Source organism: Corynebacterium sp. UMB10321, assembly GCF_030228725.1.
GTDB classification, from domain to species: Bacteria; Actinomycetota; Actinomycetes; order Mycobacteriales; family Mycobacteriaceae; genus Corynebacterium; species Corynebacterium pseudogenitalium.
Genome location: NZ_JASOZC010000031.1, coordinates 1 through 392, shown reverse-complemented (window position 1 = coordinate 392; position 392 = coordinate 1). Strand labels below are relative to the sequence as shown.

At 51.8% G+C, this 392-nt stretch carries 1 protein-coding gene; it reads left to right on the top strand.

What is annotated here, in order from left to right; genetic code table 11:
* Positions 1 to 392 (top strand): hypothetical protein (locus QP752_RS11205; protein ID WP_284805534.1); only part of this gene is annotated, 392 nt, incomplete at both ends.

Here is a 392-nt window from a genome sequence, read left to right as displayed (position 1 = left end):
CAAGACCACGGTTGATGAGTCTGGTAAGAAGCTGGTTGATCCGACTGATGAGAAGCAGGACACTGGTGTCAAGATCGTTAATCCTGACGACGAAATCAAGGTCTCTGCTAAGGATGAGGACGGCAAGGACGTCCCGGTCGAGATTGATGAGAATGGTAACGTTCACGTCACGCCGGGTACCGATGTTGATGGTCCGATCACGGTGACTGTTGAGGATCCGGATCTTGACGGTGGCAAGCAGGATGTTGAGGTTGAGGTCAACGGCCACAAGAAGGGTGTTGACGACAACGACTCCGACAAGACCACGGTTGATGAGTCTGGTAAGAAGCTGGTTGATCCGACTGATGAGAAGCAGGACACTGGTGTCAAGATCGTTAATCCTGACGACGAAA